The 20,098-nt window shown below is 62.9% G+C and carries 17 protein-coding genes; 9 read left to right on the top strand and 8 right to left on the bottom strand.

The genetic code is table 11. From position 1 onward, the window contains the following. Positions 1-36 precede the first annotated feature (36 nt). Positions 37-237 carry a hypothetical protein gene (locus tag AC1VVK_RS21665; RefSeq protein WP_207904656.1) on the bottom strand — a complete coding sequence of 67 codons (201 nt, stop codon included), beginning with the start codon at positions 235-237 and terminating at the stop codon, positions 37-39. A gap of 259 nt (positions 238-496) precedes the next feature. After that, positions 497-1,264: an AraC family transcriptional regulator gene (locus AC1VVK_RS21660; protein ID WP_482905262.1), complete on the bottom strand. Its 768-nt coding sequence runs from the start codon at positions 1,262-1,264 to the stop codon at positions 497-499. A gap of 101 nt (positions 1,265-1,365) precedes the next feature. Here AC1VVK_RS21660 and AC1VVK_RS21655 point away from each other — a divergent pair, with 101 nt between their 5' ends. The 4 genes from AC1VVK_RS21655 to AC1VVK_RS21640 all read left to right on the top strand — a co-directional run bounded on the left by AC1VVK_RS21655 (position 1,366) and on the right by AC1VVK_RS21640 (position 6,195). Beyond that, a complete protein-coding gene (locus AC1VVK_RS21655) occupies positions 1,366-2,835 on the top strand; it encodes an efflux transporter outer membrane subunit (RefSeq protein ID WP_482905261.1) in 1,470 nt (489 codons plus the stop codon). Positions 2,836-2,864: 29 nt separating this feature from the next. Continuing rightward, positions 2,865-3,974: an HlyD family secretion protein gene (locus AC1VVK_RS21650; protein WP_482905260.1), complete on the top strand. Its 1,110-nt coding sequence runs from the start codon at positions 2,865-2,867 to the stop codon at positions 3,972-3,974. Beyond that, entirely contained in the window at positions 3,971-5,536 is a 1,566-nt protein-coding gene (locus AC1VVK_RS21645; protein WP_482905259.1) for a DHA2 family efflux MFS transporter permease subunit, read from the top strand. The genes AC1VVK_RS21650 and AC1VVK_RS21645 overlap by 4 nt, the downstream gene beginning before the upstream one ends. A 224-nt stretch (positions 5,537-5,760) precedes the next feature. Continuing rightward, complete coding sequence (locus tag AC1VVK_RS21640) at positions 5,761-6,195, top strand: hypothetical protein (protein WP_482905258.1); 435 nt, start codon at positions 5,761-5,763, stop codon at positions 6,193-6,195. Positions 6,196-6,240: 45 nt separating this feature from the next. On the opposite strand, the gene AC1VVK_RS21635 is transcribed toward AC1VVK_RS21640, so the two are convergent. The 5 genes from AC1VVK_RS21635 to AC1VVK_RS21615 form a co-directional block, all read right to left on the bottom strand. Further along, positions 6,241-7,203: a hypothetical protein gene (locus AC1VVK_RS21635; RefSeq protein WP_482905257.1), complete on the bottom strand. Its 963-nt coding sequence runs from the start codon at positions 7,201-7,203 to the stop codon at positions 6,241-6,243. Continuing rightward, on the bottom strand, positions 7,200-9,731 hold the full coding sequence (locus AC1VVK_RS21630) for a fimbria/pilus outer membrane usher protein (protein ID WP_482905256.1): 2,532 nt from the start codon (positions 9,729-9,731) through the stop codon (positions 7,200-7,202). Before AC1VVK_RS21630 ends, AC1VVK_RS21635 begins: the two co-directional genes overlap by 4 nt. A 4-nt stretch (positions 9,732-9,735) precedes the next feature. Further along, a complete protein-coding gene (locus tag AC1VVK_RS21625) occupies positions 9,736-10,509 on the bottom strand; it encodes a fimbria/pilus periplasmic chaperone (protein WP_482905255.1) in 774 nt (257 codons plus the stop codon). A gap of 64 nt (positions 10,510-10,573) precedes the next feature. Continuing rightward, positions 10,574-11,188 carry a hypothetical protein gene (locus AC1VVK_RS21620; protein ID WP_132386090.1) on the bottom strand — a complete coding sequence of 205 codons (615 nt, stop codon included), beginning with the start codon at positions 11,186-11,188 and terminating at the stop codon, positions 10,574-10,576. A 150-nt stretch (positions 11,189-11,338) separates the two neighbouring features. Continuing rightward, positions 11,339-11,878, bottom strand: coding sequence for a hypothetical protein (locus AC1VVK_RS21615; RefSeq protein ID WP_482905254.1), 540 nt, complete (start codon positions 11,876-11,878; stop codon positions 11,339-11,341). Between the two features lie 453 nt (positions 11,879-12,331). Between AC1VVK_RS21615 and AC1VVK_RS21610 the strand changes: the two genes are divergently transcribed. The 3 genes from AC1VVK_RS21610 to AC1VVK_RS21600 all read left to right on the top strand — a co-directional run bounded on the left by AC1VVK_RS21610 (position 12,332) and on the right by AC1VVK_RS21600 (position 16,517). After that, a complete protein-coding gene (locus tag AC1VVK_RS21610) occupies positions 12,332-12,931 on the top strand; it encodes a hypothetical protein (RefSeq protein WP_482905253.1) in 600 nt (199 codons plus the stop codon). A 117-nt stretch (positions 12,932-13,048) separates the two neighbouring features. After that, positions 13,049-14,293, top strand: coding sequence for a M24 family metallopeptidase (locus tag AC1VVK_RS21605; protein ID WP_482905252.1), 1,245 nt, complete (start codon positions 13,049-13,051; stop codon positions 14,291-14,293). 175 nt (positions 14,294-14,468) lie between these two features. After that, a complete protein-coding gene (locus AC1VVK_RS21600) occupies positions 14,469-16,517 on the top strand; it encodes an AsmA family protein (RefSeq protein ID WP_482905251.1) in 2,049 nt (682 codons plus the stop codon). A gap of 296 nt (positions 16,518-16,813) precedes the next feature. Here AC1VVK_RS21600 and AC1VVK_RS21595 read toward each other — a convergent pair whose 3' ends face one another. Continuing rightward, positions 16,814-17,266 (bottom strand): MarR family transcriptional regulator, encoded by a 453-nt coding sequence (locus tag AC1VVK_RS21595; RefSeq protein WP_482905250.1) that lies wholly within the window; start codon positions 17,264-17,266, stop codon positions 16,814-16,816. A gap of 433 nt (positions 17,267-17,699) precedes the next feature. On the opposite strand from AC1VVK_RS21595, the gene poxB reads away from it, so the two are divergent. Both poxB and AC1VVK_RS21585 read left to right on the top strand, forming a co-directional pair. After that, positions 17,700-19,427 (top strand): ubiquinone-dependent pyruvate dehydrogenase, encoded by a 1,728-nt coding sequence (gene poxB, locus AC1VVK_RS21590; RefSeq protein ID WP_482905249.1) that lies wholly within the window; start codon positions 17,700-17,702, stop codon positions 19,425-19,427. A gap of 456 nt (positions 19,428-19,883) precedes the next feature. After that, complete coding sequence (locus tag AC1VVK_RS21585) at positions 19,884-20,051, top strand: hypothetical protein (protein ID WP_482905248.1); 168 nt, start codon at positions 19,884-19,886, stop codon at positions 20,049-20,051. The last annotated feature ends 47 nt before the right edge of the window (positions 20,052-20,098 follow it).

Genomic DNA, 20,098 nt, shown 5'->3' with positions numbered 1-20,098 from the left:
CGATGGCGCCGTTTACGCCCGGTGAGCTCCAATCCGTTATTCCTTGGGCGTCACCCAAACTTCGACTGGCGTGATGAACTTGCCCGGAGCGGGCTTACCGACATGCACGCGATCTGCGGTCACCTGCTCGCCAGTCGAAAGATGGAAGGTAACCCACGGCTTGGGCATGCGTTCGAACTTCATCTTCTGGATGATTTGGCCGGTGGTCGTGTTCATGATTTGCGCGATGATACTCATGGGCAGCCCGCTAGCGCCGATTGCGGAGGGGCGTCCATGCCGCAAATCTGGTTATCCAGTGAAATAATATAAATGCGTATTCTATAGTTTTATTGAAATAATATGCCTAATGCCGTCGAGTTTCCGACCCTTCTTGATTTCCGGGACCATGCTTGCTGCAATCGCCTTCAGGCGCTGCTCCGCGACAACCTCCGAAGCCTCCGGCTATGAAAATTGCTCCGATAAGAGGCACGTAAAGCCGCCAACACCGGCACTCCGATCACCCTCGGGTCTTGACGTAAAGATTGGGCGGAAGTCCGAGTTCGCGGCGGAACATCGCCGTGAATGCGCTCGGGCTATCGTAACCGTGTTCCAGTGCCACTTCGAGCACAGTTGCCCCCGCAGCGAGGCGGGGCAGGCTCAGCAACAGCCGCATGCGGCGCAGCCATGCGCCGAAGCTCATTCCCAATTCGCGATGGAACATCCGGGCCAAAGTGCGCCCACTGACGTGAACTTGCGCGGCCAACCCCTCCAAAGTCACCGGCGCGGACGGATCCGCTATCATCGCCTCGCACAGCCGCATCAACCGCCGATCGCGCGGAAGTGGAACGTGCATGTGCAGGCGCGGCGCTGCGGTGATCTCATCGAGGATCAGTTCCATCACGCGCTCGTCCCGCCCGCCCGGCACATAGTTTAGGGGGATCGCCGTCGCCTCGACCAGCGCCTCGCGGAGGAAGGGGGAGATTTCTATCACCTCACACGTGACGGGTAGATCGGACCGAGCGTCGGGCCCGACGAACAGCGTGCGCATCGAGACATCGCCGGCAATGCGGATCGCGTGCTCGACTTCGGGCGGCATCCACACCGCACGCCCTGTCGGGACGACCCAGCTTCCTTCCGCGCACGTCACTGTCATCACACCCGTGAGCGTGTGGATGAGCTGCGCGCGCGGATGGCTGTGCGGGGCGATATGCTGACCATTTGGATGCTCGCTCGCAAAAGCCGCAATCGGCCGCGCCGCACGCTGGCACTCATCAACAGTCCGCAAGATGTCCATTTCACGACGATTATTGTCACACCCGCAGGAGATGGACAAGCGCGTATGCCCTAACGGAACGGGCCCAAGATGCTCTGAAAGACCCTGCTTCCGTGCCCCAGCCCTCTGCATCGCTTCCTGCCGCGATCCTGCCGCTTGCTCTGTTGGCAGGGTGCGCGGCTGCGCCGTCTGCCCCACCCCGCTCGACGATTGCGCTGCCCGAAGCGCCCTCCTCGGCCGACCTGACACCGTCGCAGTGGTGGCGCCTTTACAACGAACCCGCTCTCGACGCGCTGATCGCGGAGGCGTTGACCAATAACCGGGACCTTCAGGCGGCCAAAGCCCGGCTGCTCGAAGCACGCGCGGTGTTGCGCGAAGCGGAAGGCAATCGTTTGCCAGATACCACACTCTCCGCAGGTGCTGGCCTGGGCAGCACGTTGCAGGACCAGATCGAGGCGGGCTCTCGGCAAAGTTCGCATGTCCGCACCGGCTCGCGCTTCGATTTTGGCGCAGACCTCACATGGGAACTCGACCTTTTCGGCCAGATCGATGCCTCGATCCGGGCTGAATCGGCAGACAGCGAGGCGGAAGCCGCATTGCTCGATGCGGCGCGCGTGGCCATTGCCGCACAAGTGGTGCGCGGTTGGGTCGACACCTGCGGCCTGTCGCGCCGAATGGCGATAGCGCGGGAAGATGAAGCGCTGGCGGCACGCAACCGCCAGATCGTAGAGACCCTGCGGGATGCGGGCGCGGTCACAGAAGGCGAGGTCGCGGAAGCTGCGGCCGAGGAGGCGCGCGCCCGTACCGTGCGCCCCGCACTGGAAGCCCGGCGGCAGGAGGCGCTGGAGGCCCTGGCAGTGCTCGCGGGCCGCGTGCCGTCGGACGTGCCCGCCGCCGCTGAGGCGTGCACGCGTCTGCCGGAATTCGCTTCCGCTCCGCCGCAACTGGATGGCCGGGCGCTTCTGAACCGTCGTCCAGACGTGCGCGCGGCCGAACTGAGGCTCAAGGCCAGCACCGCGCGGATCGGCGTCGCCGTGGGCGATCTCTACCCGCATATCGCCTTGGGCGCCGGGATCGCGAGTTCGGCGAAGACGCCCGGAGATCTTGGCCTACGCAACAATATGGTCTGGCGACTGGGCCCTCTGCTCTCGTGGAGCTTTCCCAATGTGAGCGCCGCCCGGGCCCGGATCGCGCAGGCACGCGCCCGGGAGCGCGGTGAACTGGCCCGGTTCGACGCCGCGATCCTCACGGCACTTCAGGAAGCAGGTGCCGCGGCTTCCGCGCTCGATGCCGCAGCGCGAACGCGCAACGCCCGCCGCCTTGCTGCAGAGCGCAGCGATAAAGCCGCCGAACTCATGCGCGCGAACCGCGCGGCGGGCGGTGCAGATGCGCTGGAGGCGCTTGCTGCCGAGCGCGGCGCCCTTTCTGACCGGGCCGCACTGGCCGAAGCCAACCTCGACTTTGCCGCCGCACAAGTCACGCTTTTCCGCGCCCTTGGCGGAGGATGGGAAGGCGCGCCCGATCCGGCGGCGTCGCCACTGATCCGCTCGTCCCTGCCCACCACACCGCGTTCGACCTCGTGATCGACCATAACCCGATGAGTAATGAGACAATGACCGATGCAGCTTCCCCAGCCCGCACCCTTCGTCCATCCCGCAGGCATCTCACGCTTTCGGCTGCGGCCTTGGTGCTCGTCGGCGTGGCAGTCTGGGGGCTGCACTGGTGGTCGGTCGAACGCTTTATGGTCGATACCGACAACGCCTATGCTCGCGCCGACGTGGTGACAGTGGCACCGCTGGTGGCTGGGCGCGTGGTCGAATTGGCGGTAGCGGACAACCAGCGTGTGACGGCCGGACAAGTGCTCGCGCAGATCGACGACCGCGATTACCGGGCACGGCGGGAGGCGGCCGCAGGTGCCGTGGCGGCAGCCGAGGCGGATATCGCCGCGCAGCAAGCCCGTATCGCCAATCTGGGCGCACAGTTAAGCCAGCAGGACAGCGTGATCGCCCACAGCGTTGCGGCAGCCACGGCCAGCGCCGCCGATGCGTATCGCGGCAATCTGGAGTTCCAGCGCCAACGCCTGCTCACCCGGCAGGCCGTCGCCAGCGCGCAGGCCCTCGAAAGTGCCGAGGCCGATGCCCGCCGGACACAGTCTCAGCTTGCAGCCGCCAACGCATCGGCCGCCGCCGAGCGCAAACGACTCCCCGTGCTAGCCACGCAGCAACAAGCTGCACGAGCCGATCTGGACAAGGCGAGAGCCACGTTCCGTCAGGCCCATGCGGCACTGGATCTGGCTGTCCTGCAACTCACCCTCACCGTGATCCGCGCACCGGTTTCCGGCACTATCGGTCAACGCACGCTTCGTGTGGGCGAATACGTTGAGCCTGGCACGCCAGTCATGGCCGTTGTGCCGGACGCGGTTTATATCGTTGCCAACTACAAGGAGACGCAAGTCGATCGCGTGCGCCCCGGCCAACCGGCACGGATCGCGGTCGACGCTTTTGGCGGTGAGACGCTCACCGGCCATGTGGACAGCATCGCGCCCGCATCAGGCGCAGAGTTCGCTCTGCTGCCGCCCGACAATGCCACCGGCAACTTCACCAAGATCGTCCAGCGGATGCCCGTGCGTATCCATCTCGATCCCGGACAGCGCCGCGCCAGGGGCCTCCACCCCGGCATGTCGGTGGTAACGCAGATAGACACCCGGGAGAGCGGACGATGAGCGGCGGCAGCGGAGGGGAAACGGTCTCCACGCGGGCGTGGGTCGCGGTGCTCGGCGGTGTGGTCGGCTGCTTCATGGCGGGCATGAACGTCCACGTCACCAATGCTTCGCTGCCCGACGTGCGCGGTTCTCTGGGTGCTTCGTTCGAGGAAGGGGCGTGGATCACCACCGCCTACCTGGTCGCGGAAATCATTGTCATCCCGCTGACCGGCTGGCTGGTTTCGGTCTTCTCGATGCGGCGAGTGTTGATGGTGGGAACGGCCGGTTTCGTGATGTTTTCCATCGTCTGCTCGCTGGCCCCCAATATCGGTGTAATGATCGCGGCGCGGGCGCTTCAGGGTGCTTTCGGCGGCGTGCTGATTCCGCTGTCGTTCCAGATCATCGTTACCGAACTGCCGCCTTCCAAACACCCGTTCGGGATGGCGCTGTTCGCCGTCGCCAATAACGTGGCGCAGGCCGCCGGGCCCTCGCTGGGCGGATGGCTGACCGAGGCCTACGACTGGCGTTGGATCTTCTATCTGCAAGTGCCGCCGGGCTTGCTGCTACTCGCCGCGATCGGCTGGGCGACACCGCGCACGCCCATGGCGCTAAGCAAGCTTCGCAGCGGCGACTGGGCCGGAATCGCGACCATGGCCATCGGCCTCTCGTCCTTGCAGATCATGCTGGAGGAAGGCGGCAGGAAGGACTGGTTCACGTCGTCCTTCATCGTCAATTCCGCGTTGAGCGCGGCGATCTGCCTGACCGCCTTTGTGGTGATCGAACTGCGCCGCAAGGATCCGTTCATCGATTTGCGCCTCTTGGGCCGCCGGAACTTCAGTCTCGCCAGCCTGATGCAGTTCACGTTCGGAGCAGCGGTATTCGGCGTGGTGTTCTTGGTGCCGAACTACTTTGCGGAAGCCCATGGCTACAACGCACTTCAGATCGGCCTGACCATGATCCCCTACGGACTGGTCCAGTTCGCCATGTCCTTCGCATCGCCGCGCCTGATGAAATGGTTCGGCGTGCGGGTAGTCGTCATGCTGGGTTTCGCGGTGATGGCGGCAGGGTGCCTGATGAACATTCACCTTGATGGCGATGCAGCCAGCAATGTAATCGTGCCGTCGCTGGTGGTGCGCGGGATCGGGCAATCGTTCATCGTCGTCGCGCTTGGCGTCATGGCGGTGGACGGTCTGGAGAAGTCCGAACTCGGATCCGCATCGGGCCTGTTTTCGACGCTGCGCAATGTGGGCGGCGCCATCGGCATCGCCATTGCCGGACAGATCGTCGTCGACCGCGAGAAGCTCCACGCAAGCCGGATCGGCGAAGCGATCACGCCGTTTTCGCAGTCCTACCGTGATCGCATGGTGGACATGGTGCGCTTGCTTGGGCACGGACAAGTGGACCGCCACACCGCCCTCCACGGCCCGGCGACCGGTCCGCTCCGGCAACAGGCGCTCGCGCTGCTGGATGGGACAGTGCACCGTCAGGCGCTGCTGCTGGCCTATAGCGACGCCTTCCTGATCGCCGGGCTGGCCATGGGTGTCTGCGCGATTGGGAGCCTTTGCCTCAAGCGATCGCACTGAAACGGCCTCTCACGGGAAATACTGACTTTTGGCGTGAAGATTACCTGCGTATAGTTCCGGTGTCGTTTCCACACGCAGCTAGTGGAACGGCGCCGTTTTCAGAGAAGATTGCTTAAAATCGGCCGATTTCAGAGAGTATGTCGTTAGTTAATACGCATTAACCAGATATCTAAACCGCAGTTTCAGCCGGAATGCATGATGCTCCCCGCAGCAGGAGGCTAGAAATGCCAAGTATGGGAAACAAATGCGGTGCGCTGGCCATGGCGCTGCTGATCTTTACGGCGACGTCGGCCAGTGCCTATGACGGCACGTCGATCTCGGTGTCCGGTAGGGTGCCGACCGTTTGCCAGGTCAGCATTGCCGGTTCGTCCGCCCGTCCCATTCAGGCCGGCACTAATGACCTTGGCGTCATGAACGAGCTTTGCAACAACCTCGCCGGCTACACGGTGACCCTGAATCATCCGGCCGGTCTGGTGAATTCATGGGTAGAGGTCGGCAGCCAGCGCATTACGATCTCTCCGAACGACACCCAGACGGTGATCGTCGACAATCGCGCGCCCGCCTACAGAACCGAGCCGCTGCGTCTGGTCCTTTCGCAGGCCCCTGAAAGCGCGACGAACTTCAGCCTCAATGCAGAGGCGAAGGGCACCATTTTTTGAGCCGGTAGCCCCGCTTGAAAGCGGGGCCGACCTGCCGTCCGGAGATTACGGCCTCCCAGCCGAGCACCCGTCGCCGCCCGACAGCCCAAGGCGCGGCGAGAATGTCAGCGTGACGATATCGCTATACTTGCCCGCAGGCATGCGCTGGATATCCCGGCTCTGGAGTTCCACCTGCACGTTGTGGTTGCGGCCGCTGGGCGCTGGTGTCTGGCTGCACGTCACGGTCGACTGGTTCGATACCGGGAAACCCGACAACTTCAACGCATAAGGCAGCGCAGCGTCGTCTCCATCGAAGCGCTTCATCACGCCGCGATCCTGCGCGACACGGATTTCGTAAGGCACGGTGGACTGTGCAGTGACGGTCAGGCCGCGAACGGGATTACCGCTAGACCCGTCGATATCACCGAAATCGATACGCCCTCTTTGCGAACCGGCCGAGCCGACGAAGGTCGCGATGCGCTCGGGCACTGTCACATCGACGGCCACCTGACTGCCCAGTTGCGTGCCGCGATCGATCTCATCCCGACCGGCAAGGCAGACGAAGCGAAGCTCAAGCGGCTGATAGTAATTCCCGGCGACGATCCCCTGCCCCGCCGGAATCTGCAGCCGGAAGTTCTGGTTCACGTTGTCGCCCGTCGCATTGGCGGAAAATTCGATCAGCGCGCCATTGGTCGCATTCGGCTGTTCGGCACCGGACACGAGGATCATTCGCCCGGCGTCCTGAACCCAGCGGATATCGTAGCGGACCGAATTGTTGCGCCCGAGCGCCGACCCGCGATTGACCGCGCCGGGGTTGGCCAGAACCAGTCGCACCGCCGTCACGCGCGGATCGAGGCGGCGGACGTGAATGGTGAAGATCCGCTCTATCCCGGCCGGATTGAAGGGATCGTAGTCCACGCTGAGTTCGCTGGCGGAAGCGCGAAAGTCCACGCAGTTTGCCTGGGCCAATTGCGGGAATGCAACGGCGAGCAAGCTGAGCAGCGGCAGGAGAGCAGTTGCGATCTTCATTGGGTTCTCTCCGGCTTCAAGGCAGCCCCGCGCTGCAATGCGTCGCTTGTCGTCACATCGATCTCATAGACGAGCGTTCCCTCGTCCGTCGGCATTTCGATCCGCCACTTCCCTGCGCGCAGTCCTTGTACCGCGAAACGGCCGGTTCGGTTGGTGAACATGTCGACAGGCTTGCGATCCGGCTTTGAGACTTCGATCGCATGGCCGCCGACGAGTGCCAGCGGCGTACCGTCCGGCTTCAGGAGTTGACCGGCGTAAGTGACGAAATAGTCCGAACCGATTTCGATCAGATGGCCCGACCGATAAGGCGGGCGGACCTGGATGATGCCGGTTCCGACATCGTACCCCGCCGGTGCGCCGGGAACGTCGTAAGTGATGAGGCGCGGTGAATAGGCGGAAAGCTGTGGTACGACCGCCCCGCCGAAGAGTCCCGACTTGGCGACATAATCATCACCGCGTGGATCGATGTAGACGGGCGCGCCCTTCAGCGAGTCGTGCGTCTTGACGATCGCGAAGCTGTCGTAGATCGGCCGGGAAAGGGCAACCGAACCGCCCGCGTAGGCCAACGAGAAGGCTGCGCGCAGCGAGGTACGCTGATCGGTGATGGTCCCGTCGTTGTCGAAGGACGTGTAATGCGCCGCACCCAGTTCGGCCCGGTTCGTCATGTAGTTCACCGTGGCATTGAGACCGACCGAGTCGTCGACCCGATCGATATTCGCCGACGCATTGTAGGACCCGACACCGGTGCCGCTGGAACGCTGATAGCTCAAGCGGGCGCGATCGTTCTGGGTGTCAAAGTCGCTCGTGACGCTTGAATTCTGGTCGAAGCGATAGATCAGCGACACTCGGGCACCCGGACCCGAAGCGCGCTCACTCTTCTCGTAACTTGCCTCGGCTGTCAGCAGCAGCCGCTGGTTGGGCCGCCATCCATAAGTGGCGCGGAAAGTGGACTGGTCTTGCCGCGATCCGCGTCCGACCGAATAGAAACCGTCGAGGCTGAAATAATGGTCTGCGCCCAGAGACTGCGAATAGGTCGCGCCGATATCGAGCATGTAGGGATTGCTGGCGGCCAGCGTATCGGGCAACGCGAAATCCTTGCTGGTCGCCTGAATGGAGGCGGTCAACGATCGGGCGTTGTTTTCGGTCCCCACGAAGGACAGTTCGTAGCCGATATTGACCGCATAGCCGCTGCCGACCCACGTGTTGTGCGATCCGGCAAGGTTCAGCGCCAGTGTGCCGACGGGCGAGGCCCAGACCACTTCGGCACCGGCCACGGCGCCCCGGCGCTGGGCCTGGAAGTTGGCGCCTACCGTCAGTTCCTCCGTCAGACCATGGCGATAGAAGCCCGATGCGACGGGTTCGTCGCTATACGTGCGGCCATTGGTATCGAACGGCGTCTTTACGCCGCCGTAGATCCCGAACTCGCTCAATCCAGCAGCCAGCAGCGTGCGGTCGAAATTGATCGAGAACGAGATCACGTTCTCGCGGCCCGAGTCGTCCCTGATGAGCAGCTTTACGTCGTTCGAGCCTTGGGCGAACGGGAAGTCGCTGATGTCATAGGTGCCGGGATTGAGGCGCGTGACCTGCACCGACTGGCCGTTCACGATCGTTTCGACCGTGGAGGCGCGCGTCAGCGTGAACGACCTCTGTCCCTGCGGCTGCACGTTCCGCTGCGGGTCCAGATCTGCATAGACGCGCGAGAGCGAAACACCCGCCATCGGGCTCGTGCCCGAAAACCCGCGGGAGACCGGTTCAAGGTCGCCCACGGTGTAGCGCGCCGTGTGCCGCTGGTCGTCGTAAACCAGCCGGGTGCCTTCGCGGCGAAACACGTCCTGCACGCTCGCCTCGTTTTCGAGCACGACACCGCCCACCCGCACGGCACTGTCCAGCAGGACGTTCGGGGTGATGAAACCGGTTTGCGGGCCCGTGTAGACGTAATCGCTGTTGATGAAGGCCGTGACATAGGCCGAAACGGCTTCGGCGGGCTGGATCGGGCCGGCGACAGGCTCGTATCCGCTCATGACACGGAGCGACTGGCGTTGACGGACCTTGGGGTCCACCGTCATCAGCAGGCCCAGCGTGCTGGGATCGTAGGCCAGCGAAACGCCGTACTTCGGCAAATCGGCAATCGAAACCGTAGGCTGCGTGCTGACGCCATCGGCAAGGCGCTGCCAGACATCGGCGGAAAGCACATTCCGCAGCAGCGGCAGCAGGTCCTGCACATCGATCAGGATGCTGTCGTCGGCCTTCAGGGTGTAGGAGACTTCGCCCAGCACGAACCCGTTGTCCGAGAGCGGGCCGCCCATCGGAATATCCCGCCCGGTAGGGTTCAGGCGCTTGGCCGCGCTGTGCCCAGCGAGCCCGGCATCGGGGGCAGCGGCCACCACGCTGGGGGTGGCGCTGCTCATGGCCGTTCCGCTCATCAGAGCCGGCAGCGCAGTCGTACCTTCAGGCACGCTTGCCGCCAGTGAACTGAACGGAACCAGCCCCGCCAAGCCTAGCAGATAGAAGGGATAGCGGTTTGGCACGGCGTCATTTTCTTCCGGCCGAATTCAGCTCGACTGACAGGGTACCGGACGCGTCCGGCAGTTCGACGTTCATCGGAAGGATCCGGCTCGCCTTGGACGGCACGAGGCCGAGCCCCATGGTCTCGCGGATTTCTTCCGGCTCGAATGTTTTGCGATAGGCTTCGGTACCGTCACCGCGGCGTTCCACCACGGTCATGCGGTTGCTGGCCAGGTAGCCGTACGTGCCGCCGTCGTTGGTGACTTTCACGACGGGCTGCGGCTTGCCCTGGGCGTCCTTGCCGATGGTCGCTTCGACGATCTTCAGCGAAGGCGTCTCGGAAGCCGAACCGACGCTGACGAGAACCTTGAAGCGATGAAGAACCTGAATGGTGTTCTGGCCGTCCGGCATGGTAACCGGCAGCTGGGCGATGGTGACGTAGAAGTGCTTGCTCTCACCGGCGGCAGGCTGCCCGATCCATTGGACCCGGAATGCCTGCGACTGGTTGGCTGCCAGAGTGGCCTGGCTGGGGAAGACCAGCAGATCGTCACCCTCTGCGCTCTCGTCTTCCTGAAGTTCGCCGTTCACCACGTTGACAGGATGGACCGTCACTTCCACGGGAACCGTGTCCGGGAAGGTGTTCTGCAACGTGACGATGGCTGAGGCCCGGCGCCCCGTGGTTTGCAGGTCGACAACGACAGGCTGCACGTTAAGCGCCACAGCCGGGGTAGCAGTAGCCAGCAATGCTGTCAGCGACACCAGCGCGTGCGCGGCGTGTCGCGCAAAACGCGAATTCATCATCTTCATCCTGAAACGGCGCGGTCCGGAAAGGTTGGAGGCGGGCCGAAGCCCGCCTCCAGAGAAATCAGGCAGCCGGGGTCAGCTCGATCGAGACGTAACCCGTGTAGTTGCCAGCAGCCATCCGACGATCGGTGAGCGACGACCAGTTCGTGGCGGTGCGGTTGGCACCGTTCGACGAAGCAACAGCCGTACCGTCGCTGACGGCCTTCGTGAACTTTACGTGGGTTTCGACGGCGCTCAGGCTGTCGTGGCCGCCGAAGCGCTGGGCAACGGTCGAACCGGCGTCGGTCGAGGTCGAGTCAAGGGCCAGGCCGTTGATCGAGGTGTCGAGGTTGTAGCGGATGTACTGAGCGAAGTCGCCCTGTGCCAGGCCGTTGCCGGTCGCGCCGTCAAGGGCGAGAACAGCGCGCGACACCTTAACGTTGCTGCCGCCGTTGTTGCAGAAGGCAACGACGTTGGCGTCGGTCAGCTTCTGGGCGATCTCATCGGTCACGGTCGAACGGACCTTGGCGTTGGCGTCGGTCAGGTCACCGATGGTGATCGACGAAGCCTGCGACGAGATGCCGCACTTGCTGTCGACTTCAGCCTTGATGTCGATGCTGGTGGTGGTGGCAGCCTGCGCGCCACCGGCCACGAGGAAGATCGCTGCTGCGCTGGCGGTGAGAATCGAACGCTTCATAATCAATTCCTTAGGCAATATAGCGCACAATGGCGCGGATGATGTAGAACCCCATGTGCGGTTCTTGCGAATTACATCGGATCCCGCATGGGCAACCGATGGCTGAACGACACGCCGACCCACGCGCCGTCCTTCAGATGGAGAGCTGCCTTATGCGCGTGGCCCGACCACCAGAATTAGAGTGTCCTTGTAGTGACCGGCAGCAAGCCGCGGCTGAGCCGTGGACTGCGCAGGCCAATCGATCTTGACGACCGCGTTGCGGCCGATGCTGATACCGGGACCCGACTTGAGCCCGTTCCCCGGCACGAGGCTGGCGAAAGAGCATCGGCCTCCGTCGATGAGATCGCCGGATCCGCAGCGCTCGCTGCGGACCATGCCCTTGTCCGTCTCCAGAGAGATCGACACCCGGTAGGACTTGCTGAAGGCAAAGCCCGATCCGTCGTCGGAAGCATCCAGATTGGTGAGAGCACCGCGCTGCGACGTGACGCCGAGCGCATAAGGCGTGTTGCAGTCGAGACCGACCGCGAACGAGAAATCAGCAGCGCTTTCAAGATCGCGCGGCGCATTGTAGCTAACCGGACCGCCGGCGGCGAAGCCGCAGCGTTCCTTGATGCTGGCAACCACGTCGATCGAGACGGAGTCGCTGTGGGCATGTGCAGAAGTTGCAGAAAAAAGTGCCGCGACCAGCACACTGCCGGTCCGGCAGGCGGCGGACGCTCGCCGCCGTGACCACACGGAATGCATTAAGGCCCCACTTAATTTCCGAGCGCGTTCAGCCCCCTGCTGCCCGCATCCACTCGCCCTAACTAGGTATGAATGCGGCTTAGAAATGCACTGGCAGATTAGCAAATACAAAATGTTAGCTAATTGATTACTACCCATTTTGGCACAGGTCTGCGGCAGTTCCTGAACGATTCTCGCGCGTTGATGACGCCTCGAATCCCGGATTCGGGTGATTTCGACGAATTGCGACGGTCATGTTGCAGGCCATGTTCGCGACATGGAGTGGTTGGAATTCCTCGCAATTTATATCCGAATCGGACGAATTGCCGCTTGCAAGGAATACCCAAAAGGATTCGCACGCCCCGTGCGGGAGCCACGCCCACTCTGGTTTCGGCGTTCGCGAGGCGCTAAGGGGCCGGGATGTCGACCGTCAAAGATCTCGCACACCTGGGCAAGCGCATTGCCGCTCAGCATGGCTGGGCCGCAGCCAAGGCATTCAAAGCCTATGAAATGAACGAAGCCGACCGTGCCACCTTGTCGAAGTGCGCAGTGGATCTGCTGAAAGTCTTTCCGGCCATCCCGGGTGCGGGCGCGGAAATGAGCGCCGCTTTGGCGGTGGGACTGGAAAGCCGGCTGGCAGCGCCAATCCATGTCGTGGCCGGAACCCTGGCCGTGGAGGGCGTGCCAGTCTTTGGCGACCGCACACCGTTCGATGGCGCCAAGGTCTTCAGTACGCCCAATCCCGACTGGAATGGTCATGTCTGGGTGATGATCGGCCCGTATGTCGTGGATATCGCGATCTTTCGCGCTGCTTATTCGCGTCAAGGACCGGCGCGATTGGCCCACCATATCGATCTGAATTTCGGGCCGAACAAGGGGCTCTACGTCGATCTCTGGAGGCGGACGCAGCAGGTGGGCCTAAGCTACGAGCCCCACTATGTTCTCAGCGCCGATGAGGTGACCCGCTTGATGGGCGGCGCCTATCACATCATAAAGCAGGCCCAGCCCGACCAGCCCTGACCGGCCCGACTGGCTCCGTCGGACGGTTCAAAGTCAGTGCCTGCCTCTTGATCGCGGCCTTGGCAGTGCCCTAGATCGCTGGAGGCCGGTCCAATCGCCGGCAACGGGGGCTTTTCCATGATCTCTAAACGCGGGTTTCTCACGGGCGCGGTGGCCATGGCCGGCATCGCCATGACGTCACGGCTCTATGCCAGCGCTGCCACGGAACCGCGCTTGCCGACCGGCCCGGACGTCAAGCCGATTTCCCGCGAGGAGTACGCGGCCCGCATCGCCAAGCTTCAGGGCCTGATGCGCGAAGCCGGTATCGGCGCGCTCATAGTCGAATCCGGTTCGAGCCTGCGCTATTTCACCGGTATCGAATGGTGGCGCTCCGAGCGCGTGACCGCCGCGATCATCCCGGCGGACGGTGACACAGTCGTCGTCACCCCGGCCTTCGAGGAGCCCAGCGTGCGCGAAACCTTGCGCATTCCGGCGGAAGTCCGCCCATGGGACGAGGACCAGAGTCCGGAACTGCGGATGGCGAGCGTGCTGGTCGACCGCAAGGTGCCGAAAGGCAAAATCGCCATCGAGCCGACTACTCGCTTCTTCATCTTCGACGCCTTGCGCAAGCAAGCGAGCGACTGGGAAGTGGTCTCGGGCGAGGCACTGGTCAACCGCTGCCGCCAGATCAAGTCGCCTGCCGAACTGGCGCTGATGCAGAGCGCCAACGACATAACCATGGCCGCGCTTCGGTATGTCCACGGCGAGATCAAGCCCGGGATGACCCAGCAGGACATCGCCAGCCTTATGGACAAGACGTCTGCCGCGATGGGCGGGCCGCCGGAATTCTCGCTGGTACTGCTCAACGAGGCGAGCGCCTATCCGCATGGCTCGGCGCAGCCACAGGCCGTCCGCGAGGGTTCGGTGATCCTCATGGACTGCGGCGCGCAAGTACACGGCTATCAGTCCGACATCTCCCGCAGTTGGGTCTACGGCGAACCATCGGCGCGCCAGCGCAAGGTGTGGGATACCGTCAAGCGGGGGCAGGAGATCGCCTTGGATGTCGCCCGGATCGGCACGCCGGTCGGCGCGATCGACGATGCGGTGCGGGCATTCTACACCCGCGAAGGCTGGGGCCCCGGCTACCGGCTGCCCGGACTGTCGCACCGCACGGGCCATGGCATCGGGCTCGACGGTCATGAATCGCCCTATCTGGTGCACGGCGACGACACGCGCCTTGAAGAAGGCATGTGCTTCTCGGACGAGCCAGGCCTCTACATTCCCGGCGAATTCGGTATCCGACTGGAGGACTGCTGGCACATGACGGCCTCCGGACCAAAGCTGTTCACGCCCTTGGCGAAGTCGATCGACCAGCCCGTCTGAACCGCTGAACGAACACCCCGATTTTATTGGGCGGGCCGGCGCGTCCCTATGCGTTGAAAGGCAGAAAGGTTCGCTAGCCGTCGTCAACGCGCTCTTTGACGACGGCAATGCACGGTCCGTCACCATCCTGAAACTAATGGTGCCGTATCTGCACTTACCCGGCATCATGGATGCGATGTCGACATATGTGGCCCAGGACGCCCAAACGAGCGAACCGCACGGGCGCAGCCTGCGACTGCTGCGCAATGCCGCATTAATCCTCGTCGGCCTTATATTTACGGCATGGCTCATCCTGTTCGTGACGAAGGGCCGCTTTCTCAAGCATCCGTTCGAACACATCGCCAGTTCACTGTCAGACCGCCCGGTACGCGTATCCGGCGATTTCCAACTCTACTTCGCACCGCTGCGCATCAAGTTCCTCGCCGAAGGGATCGACGTCGCCAACCCCCCATGGGCCGGGCGCAAGAGCCTTTTCGCCGCCCGCCGGGTGGAAGCGCATATCGCCCCGCTTTCGCTGCTGCTCGGCCAACGCCACATCTACACGCTGGATCTCGATCAAGGCGCGGTCGATCTTGAGTGGGATGCGCGGCATCGAGCCAACACGTGGACGTTCGGTTCCGGCGGGGGCAAGCCGCTGGAATTTCCCCGCATCGACCGGGCAACGGTTTCGGGATCCCGCATCCGCTATCTTGACCCGCAGATGCCGCTGGAAGCCAACCTCCAAGTCGATCCGATCGCCTCGACCGATGCCCACATCGGCAAGGCCGTGGCCCTCCACGGCGATGGCACCCTGCGCGATACGCCGTTCCGCGTGCAGGCCCGCCTGCTCTCACCCGACGCGACGGTCAATCGCGGCGCCAATGCGCTGGAATTGCGCGCCTGGGCGGCGAACAGCGTGATCGATGTTTCCGGGCAACTGCCGTCGATTTCGCAAATCGAGAATGTACCGCTGCAAGTCCGCGCGCAGGGCCGGGACTTGTCGGACCTGCTCGATGTCGTCGACGTAGTTATCCCGCATACCCGCGACTATGTGCTGCGCTCAAAGCTGGTGAAGGACGGCACCAATTACCGCTTCACGAACCTGAGCGGCAGGTTCGGCCAGTCCGATCTCTCGGGGCAACTCACGATCGCCAATGACAAGCGGCTGCGCCTCACCGCCGCGCTGGTGACCCGCCGCCTCGACATCGTCGATGCCGCGCCATTTATCGGCTACAACCCGGACATCGTCGCCGCCAGAGGCGCGGTCGCGGCCGCCGCGGCGACCGGCGCCGGGCCCCAGCGGGTACTTCCCGACGCGCGCCTGCCGGTCGAGGCGCTTCAACGCTTCGACGCTACACTGAACTGGAAGATCGGCATGGTCCGTTCGAGGAATGTGCCGGTGCAGGACATCGCCCTTACTCTCCATCTCGACCGGGGCCGACTGGCGCTTTCGCCGCTGACTTTCTCGATGGCGCGGGGCGATGTCTCATCCGACCTCATCTTCGACACCCGCGAGCGCCCCACCGCGACCAGTTACGATATCCGGCTGTCGCCCACGCCGATGGGGCGGCTGCTTGCAGGCTACGGCCTTGCGCAATCCGGCACCACCGGCACTATCCGGGGCCACATCAGGCTGGAGGGCCGGGGCGATACCATCCACGATTCGCTCGCCGGTTCCTCGGGCCGTATCGCCTTCGTCATGCCGCAGGGTACGCTGTGGACTCAGAATGCCCAGCTTGCCGAGTTGGATATCGGGACTTTCGTGACCAAGATGTTCGAAGGCAAGCTCAAGAAGCCCATAGAGGTCAACTGCGGCCTGCTCGCCTTCACGGTGCGCGGCGGTACAGCCGCGGCGGATCCGATCCTGATCGATACTTCCAAGAACGTCGTCACCGGACGCGGCGGCTTCAGCTTCGATAACGAGGCCCTCGATCTGGCCTTCCGGGCCGACGGAAAGAAGTTCAGCCTGTTTTCCGGCCAGTCTCCGGTCGGCATCGGCGGACACTTTGCGCACCCCTCGCTCAATGTCGTCAGCCCCGCGCTGCTGGCCCGCGCCGGAGCCGGGATCGGACTTGCGGTCGTTGCCGCGCCGGTGGCCGGGCTGCTTGCCTTCGTCGATATCGGCGATGCCAAGTCCGCGGCCTGCGGCCCTATTCTGGCGGGCGCAGGAGCCGCCGCACAGCGCACCACGAAAGGCAAGCCGCGCGACGATGTCGGCAATGGCCATGTGAAGAAGATCGACTAGCTGCCGAGCCGTCTCGGCGATCGATCATGCTCTAAGAAGAGGCTCTAAACGGGATCGTCCTCATTCGCGTTCGCTTGCAGTAAGTCGAGGCCATGTTGCACATGGACGGCCGCCAACGTTTGCCCGCAGGCATCCAGGCGGTCGGGCACATCCCTGAGTGCCGCCGCTATTTCCTAACGTTCGCTGAGCCGTTGTGCCTGCGAAAACGTGATGAGTGCTGCCGTCCTGAACTGATCGGGAACTCTGCCTAATCCCATTCGGTCGCCAGGCAAGAACGATGTCCTTGCAGAAGGCAATCAAAATGTTGCGGCGACGGCGCGAAGATACTCCTCCATTTGCGCTTTCGCTTGCTCGGTCAGCATGAGGAACGATCGTCTGCCGTCTTTCGGATCGTTTTGCCGCAGCACCAGCCCCTCCGCCTCAAGAATGGCTAGCCATCGCAGCGCGGTGGTCGATGCCGCCGCCGAAGCCAATGTGGCCGAGGTCACTGAAACCCGGCGGCCGGCATGTTCCGAGACGTAAAGGTCCAGCAACATATCCCATGCCGCTTCACCGAATATATGCTGCTTGAAGAAGGCAGCCCGCTTGCGGCGGCCGCCGTAGATACGTTTTGCCAATGCCAAAGGATCCGCCGGAGCGGAATTGGCAGATTCTCTCATGACCGGCGTCGCTTCGATCCGAACATCCAGTTTTCTAATAGTTTCCTCCAAGCCGTCTTTCATGTTTTTCGGCTCTATTTCCCGATACATGTTGGATTTCCTTTCCAATCATGGCGAGCAGGCGCCATGAAGGATTCGTCTGCACACGACAAACGCCTGAAACGCGATTTAACCCAAGTTTGCAAAAAGTTAACAGAGGTCCGACCCTAAGCTTTGTGCAGCGCGGTCGGCCGGCAAACCATCACTTTATGGGTGCGCGCCGCGTTTAATGGTTAAGTTTTGTTTACTTCCGTCCGACCCATTTTCACGCAGTCTTCGGCGTAAGGACAGAACCGATCCCATCTGTCGCAATTGTCACGGTATGGAACGGCGCCCCTGCATTCGGGCCAAAGCCAGTTGGCAGCGTATTGGTCGGACATCCTGTCGGGATTTCATGCGCCGGTAGCATGAAACCTGGACGCGGCGCCGCCGTTGACACTCCGGCGCGCATTCCCCGCCTCGACGTTTCCGCAAGGAGAGCTCCATGCCCGACCGCACAATTGCCGATCTCATCGCCCGTACCCTTGCCAATGCCGGGGTAGAACGGATCTGGGGCGTCACCGGCGACAGCCTCAACGGGTTAAACGAAAGCCTGCGCAAATTGGGCAGAATCCGATGGATGATGACCCGGCACGAGGAAGTGGCAGCATTTGCGGCGGGCGCCGATGCCGCGCTGACGGGTAAACTGGGCGTCTGCGCCGGGTCCTGCGGCCCCGGCAATCTCCACCTCATCAATGGCCTGTTCGATTGCCACCGCAATCGCACCCCGGTCCTTGCGATTGCCGCGCACATTCCGTCGTCCGAGATCGGGCTCGGCTACTTCCAGGAAACGCACCCGCAGGAACTGTTCCGCGAGTGTAGCCACTTCGTCGAACTCGTCACCAATCCTCGCCAGATGCCGGAAGTGCTTCACCGCGCCATACGCACGGCAATCGGGCAGCAGGGCGTCGCGGTTATCGTCATACCGGGCGATGTTGCGCTTGCCGATGCGCCTGCAGGGGCGAACTTCCACTTTCCCGCCCTCACCCCACCGCGCCTCATCCCCCGCGATGAAGAGATCGACCGACTGGTCGGCGAGCTGGAGCGATCCAAGGCCGTCACGCTCCTTTGCGGCGCCGGTTGCGCCAATGCCCATAACGAGGTGATCGCGCTGGCCGACCGACTCGGTGCCCCGATCGTCCACGCGCTGCGCGGCAAGGAACATGTCGAGTGGGACAATCCCTACGATGTCGGCATGACGGGCCTGATCGGCTTCTCGTCGGGCTATCATGCGATGGAGAACTGCGACACCTTGCTCATGCTGGGGACCGACTTCCCCTATCGCAACTTCTACCCCGTCGACGCCCAGATCATTCAGATCGACCGGGACCCCGCCCAGCTTGGCAAGCGGACGCCGATTGCGCTGGGGGTTGTCGGCGATGTGCAGGAGACATTGACGGCGGTGCTGCCCCGTATTGCGCGCAAGGAAGACCGCCGGTTTCTCGACGCCGCCCGCGCGCACTATATAGACACGCGCAAGAGCCTCGACGAACTCGCCGTGCCCGACAAGCCGGGCCGGCCAGTCCATCCGCAATATCTTGCGCGCCTGATCAGCGAGCTTGCCGACGAGGACGCGATCTTCGCCGCCGATGTCGGCACGCCGACGGTATGGGCGGCGCGCTATCTGACGATGACCGGCAAGCGGCGGCTGTTGTTTTCCGCCAATCACGGCTCGATGGCCAACGCCTTGCCGCAGGCACTTGGCGCACAGGCGGCCTGTCCCGGGCGACAGGTCATCTCGATGTCCGGCGATGGCGGCTTCGCCATGTCCATGGGAGATCTGCTGAGCGTCGGGCAACTGGACCTGCCGGTCAAGATCGTGATCTTCGACAATGGCTTGCTGGGCTTCGTCGCGATGGAGCAGAAGGCAGGCGGCTATCTCGACGTCAACGTTCAGCTCAAGAACCCCGATTTTGCCGCCATCGCCGAAGCGTCGGGAATACGGGGGTTTGATGTCCAAAGCTCCGAAACGCTGCGGGATGCGCTAAGCGAGGCTTTCGCCCATCCGGGCCCCGCACTGGTCAATGTCAGAACCGCGCCGCAGGAACTGGTGATGCCGCCCACGATCAAGTCCGAACAGGCGAAGGGCTTCAGCCTCTATATGCTCAAGGCCGTACTCAACGGCCGCGGGAGCGAGATCGTCGAATTGGCGAGGACGAATTTGCGCCGATAGCCACTTTTGTGACTGTTCGAAGTGGGTTGCACCGCCCGAGCGATGCTGCAACTGCACATGCATCTTTCTCCATTGCGCTGCGTCGCAGCACGGCGCATAACGATCAGGCCTTTCAGGCATCCTCTCCCAAACTTCACAAGCCGGCCCCTGTGGCCGGCTTTTCTTTTTCGCGGCGTCAATGCAGCGACTGGGTGCGGATGCTTCTCCGCAATATCCGCCGGTAGATCGACAACCCGGCGATAATATCGCAAAATCCGAGATTTAACCACGAAAACGGCGGCTATGTATGAGATCGCTCTTCGGCGGGTGTCCACCGCCCGGTGGACAATTCGTTAGACCGATCGACACAATTGCAAATTACGCAATAGCGGTGGATCAGCTTGCATTTGCGTCAACCGGGGGGGGAGGGCCAAATGGTCATCGACGCTGCAACGCAGCATATTTGTCGAGGTGTCCATGTTTTCGCTGCTCTCGCTCTATTTCGCTTCACGTCGTGATGTCGTTGTTGCCGAACGCCACATGTCCGGCCTGACCAAGCAGTCCGCTCCTGCCGCAACTGCAACGCCTGCTGCGGTCGAAGTCGAAACCGCTGCCGTTTCGGAAAACCTGCCGCTGGCTGCCTAAGCAGTCTCCGCCGGCAGCATTCCTATTCCGATATTTTGAACCGTCGC

Source organism: Novosphingobium sp. BL-S-32 (assembly GCF_056857055.1).
This window is presented reverse-complemented; position numbering and strand designations above follow the sequence as displayed.